This is a genomic window from Kitasatospora sp. NPDC001527 (assembly GCF_040298605.1).
Lineage (GTDB): Bacteria > Actinomycetota > Actinomycetes > Streptomycetales > Streptomycetaceae > Kitasatospora.
Genome location: NZ_JBEPAM010000114.1, coordinates 1 through 4,114, shown reverse-complemented (window position 1 = coordinate 4,114; position 4,114 = coordinate 1). Strand labels below are relative to the sequence as shown.

Here is a 4,114-nt window from a genome sequence, read left to right as displayed (position 1 = left end):
ACCTCGACCACCTCCTCACCACCCTCGAACTCGACACCCCCGACACCCTGTCACCCCTCCTCCCCTCCCTCGCCTCCTGGCGCCGCCGCAACCGCGAACAAGCCCTCACCGACTCCTGGCGCTACCGCATCATCTGGAAGCCCCTGGCGGAGACCACCACCGGCGCCCCCTCGGGCACCTGGCTGCTGGTGACGCCCGCCGGCCGGTCCGCGACGTGCCCGGTGGCCGAGGCCCTCGCCCGGCAGGGCATGACCCTGCTGTCCCTGGAGGTCGGCGCGGACGACGCCGACCGCGAGGCGCTCGCCACCCGCATCCGGCAGGCGCTGGACGGCACGGCCCCCGCCGGAGTGCTCTCCCTGCTCGCCCTCACCGAGGGCCCGCACCAGGGCTGCGCGGAGCTGCCCGCCGGATTCGCCCACACGCTGGCGCTGATCCAGGCCCTCGGTGACGCGGGAATCGACGCTCCCCTCTGGCTCGCCACCCGCGGCGCCGTCACCACCGGCCGGCCGGAATCCGTCGCGGACCCGCTGCAGTCCACGGTCTGGGGCCTGGGACGGATCGCCGCGCTGGAGTACCCCCAGCGCTGGGGCGGCACGGTCGACCTCCCCCCGGCCCTCGACCCCGCCTCCGCGGCCCGCCTGGCCGCGACGCTGGCGGGCCGGCACGGCGCCGAGCAGGAGATCGCCGTCCGCGCCTCCGCGGCCTTCGGCCGGCGGCTCGTGCGGGCCGCGCCGGGTGGGTCGGAGCGGGGGACCTGGCAGCCCGGGGGCACCGCGCTGATCACCGGCGGGACCGGCGGCCTCGGCCGTCACGTCGCCCGGTGGCTGGCCGGCAACGGCGCCGAGCATCTGGTCCTGGTCAGCCGCAGCGGCGCGGCGGCCCCCGGCGCACGAGAGCTGGAGGCCGAACTCACCGAGCTGGGCGCCCGCGTCACCCTCGCCGCCTGCGACACGGCCGACCGCGACGCGCTCGCCGGGCTACTCGACCGCCTCGACGCCGCGGGCGACGCCGTGCGGTCGGTCTTCCACACGGCCGGCGTCCTGGACGACGGCGTCATCGACACCCTCACCACCGACCGGGCCCGCACCGTGCTGCGCCCCAAGGTGGACGCCGCGCTGCACCTGCACGAGCTGACCGCCGACCGGGAGCTGACCGCCTTCGTGCTGTTCTCCTCGTTCGCGGGCACCCTGGGCGGCCCCGGCCAGGGCAGCTACGCCGCCGCCAACGCCTTCCTGGACGCCCTGGCGCAGCAGCGCCGCGCCGCCGGTCTGGCGGCGACCTCCGTCGCCTGGGGCCCGTGGGCCGGCGGCGGTCTGGTCGACGACGCCACCGAGGCACGGCTGCGCAAGGGCGGCATGCCGGCGATGGCGCCCGCGTCGGCGATCGCCGCGCTCCAGCAGGCCCTCGACCTGGGCGACCCGTTCGTGGCGGTGGCCGACATCGACTGGGAGCGGCTGACGGCGGCCTCGCCCGCCGGTCCCACCGCCCCCGTGCTCGCCGAGCTGCCCGAGGTGCGCGGCGCGCGCGACGCCGCCACCCGGTCCGGCGCGTCGGCCGGCGGCAGCGGCAACGACAGCGACTCCGCGTTGGCCCGGCAGCTGGCGGGCCTCTCGGACGGCGACGCCGTCCAGGCCCTGGCGGAGCTGGTGAGCACCCAGGTGGCCGCCGTGCTCGGCTACGCCGGCCCGGAGGCCGTCGAGGAGGGCCGGGCCTTCCGCGAGCTGGGCTTCGACTCGCTCACCGCCGTCGACCTGCGCAACCGGCTGTCGGCCGTGACCGGCATGCGGCTGCCCGTCACCCTGGTCTTCGACTACCCGTCGGTCACCGCGCTGGCCCGGCACCTGCACACCGAGCTGGTCGGCACCCGCCCCGCCGCGACCGCGCCGGCGACCGGCACCGCGGCCGTCGACGACGACCCGATCGCGATCGTGGCGATGAGCTGCCGCCTCCCCGGCGGCGTGACCAACCCGGAGGAGCTGTGGCAGCTGCTCGACGAGGGCCGCGACGCGGTCTCCGGCTTCCCCACCGACCGGGGCTGGGACGTCGAGGGCCGCTTCGACCCGGACCCCGACAAGCCCGGCACCTTCTACGCGCGCGGCGGCGGGTTCCTCTACGACGCCGACCACTTCGACCCGACCTTCTTCGGCATCTCCCCGCGCGAGGCGCTGGCGATCGACCCGCAGCAGCGGCTGCTGCTGGAGACCTCCTGGGAGACCTTCGAACGGGCCGGCATCGCACCGGAGTCGGTGAAGGGCACGGAAGCGGGCGTGTTCATCGGCGCCAGCTACAACGACTACGGGTCGCGCTTCCAGCAGGCGCCCGAGGAGTTCGAGGGCTACCTCGCGACGGGCAGCGCCAGCAGCGTCGCCTCCGGGCGCGTCTCCTACACCTTCGGCCTGCAGGGCCCCTCGCTGACCGTGGACACGGCCTGCTCCTCCTCGCTGCTCGCGCTGCACCTGGCCGCGCAGTCGCTGCGGCAGGGCGAGTGCTCGATGGCGCTGGCCGGCGGTGTGGTCGTGATGTCCACCATGGACAGCTTCATCGAGTTCAGCCGCCAGCGGGCGATGTCCCCCGACGGCCGCTGCAAGGCGTTCTCCGCGCAGGCGGACGGCGCCGGCTGGGCCGAGGGCGTCGGCATGGTCCTGCTGGAGCGGCTGTCCGACGCCCGGCGCCACGGGCACCCGGTGCTCGCGGTGCTGCGGGGTTCCGCCGTCAACCAGGACGGCGCCAGCAACGGCCTCACCGCCCCGAACGGACCCGCGCAGCAGCGTGTCATCCAGGCGGCGCTCGCCTCCGCCGGACTCGCACCGGCGGACGTGGACGCGGTGGAGGCGCACGGCACCGGCACCCCGCTCGGCGACCCGATCGAAGCGGGCGCCCTGCTGGCGACGTACGGCCAGGGGCGGCCCGCCGAGCGGCCGCTGTGGCTGGGCGCGCTGAAGTCCAACATCGGGCACACGCAGGCCGCTTCCGGTGTCGCCGGCGTGATCAAGACCGTACTGGCGATCCGGGAGGGTGTGCTGCCGCGCACCCTGCACGCCGACGAGCGCTCCGACAAGATCGACTGGTCGGCGGGTGCGGTGGAGCTGCTGACCGAGGCGCGGCCGTGGCCGCAGACCGGCGCGCCGCGCCGGGCCGGCGTGTCGGCGTTCGGTGTCAGCGGCACCAACGTCCACCTGATCCTGGAGCAGGCACCCGAGCTGGCCGAGGAGCCCTCGGCGGCTCCGGGCAGCGGTTCCGTGGTGCCGTGGGTGCTGTCGGCCAAGTCCGCGGCGGCGCTGCGGGCCCAGGCCTGGCGGCTGCGCGAGTACGTGGCGGCCTCGCCGGAGCTGTCGCCGGCGGACGTCGGCTTCTCGCTGGCGACCGGCCGGACGGCCTTCGAGTACCGGGCCGCCGTGGCCGGGCGCGAGGTCGAGGAGCTGCTGCGCGGTCTGGACAGCCTGGCCGACGGGCACAGCGACGGTACGCGGCCCGTGTCCGGCCGGACGGCGTTCCTGTTCACCGGTCAGGGAGCGCAACGGCTCGGCATGGGCCGGGAGCTGCACGCGGCGTTCCCCGTCTTCGCCGACGCGTTCGACGAGGTCTGTGCCGTTGTCGACGAGCACCTCGACCGCCCGCTGAACGAGGTCATCACCTCCGACGCCGCCGCGCTGGAGGGCACCGGCTACGCCCAGCCGGCACTGTTCGCGATCGAGGTCGCGCTGTTCCGCCTCGTCGAATCCTGGGGCGTGCGACCGGACTTCCTCGTCGGACACTCGGTCGGCGAACTCGCCGCCGCCCACGTCGCCGGCGTCTGGTCCCTCGCCGACGCCTGCGCCCTCGTCGCCGCGCGCGGACGCCTCATGCAGGCCCTGCCCACCGGCGGCGCCATGGTCTCCGTCATCGCCTCCGAGGACGAGGTGCTTCCGCTCCTGGCCGGTCACGAGGGCCGCGTCGCCATCGCCGCCGTCAACGGACCCACCGCCACCGTCCTCTCCGGCGACGAGAAAGCGGTTCTGGAGATCGTGGCCACGGGTGGTTGGAAGTCCACCCGCCTGCGGGTCAGCCACGCCTTCCACTCACCCCTCATGGAGCCGATGCTGGAGGACTTCCGCCGCATCGCCCAGGGCCTCAC

Annotated in this window: 1 protein-coding gene; it reads left to right on the top strand. The window is 75.6% G+C overall.

Translation table 11 applies throughout. From position 1 onward, the window contains the following. A partial coding sequence (locus ABT238_RS38610; protein ID WP_350807347.1) for an SDR family NAD(P)-dependent oxidoreductase occupies positions 1-4,114 on the top strand: 4,114 nt, incomplete at both ends.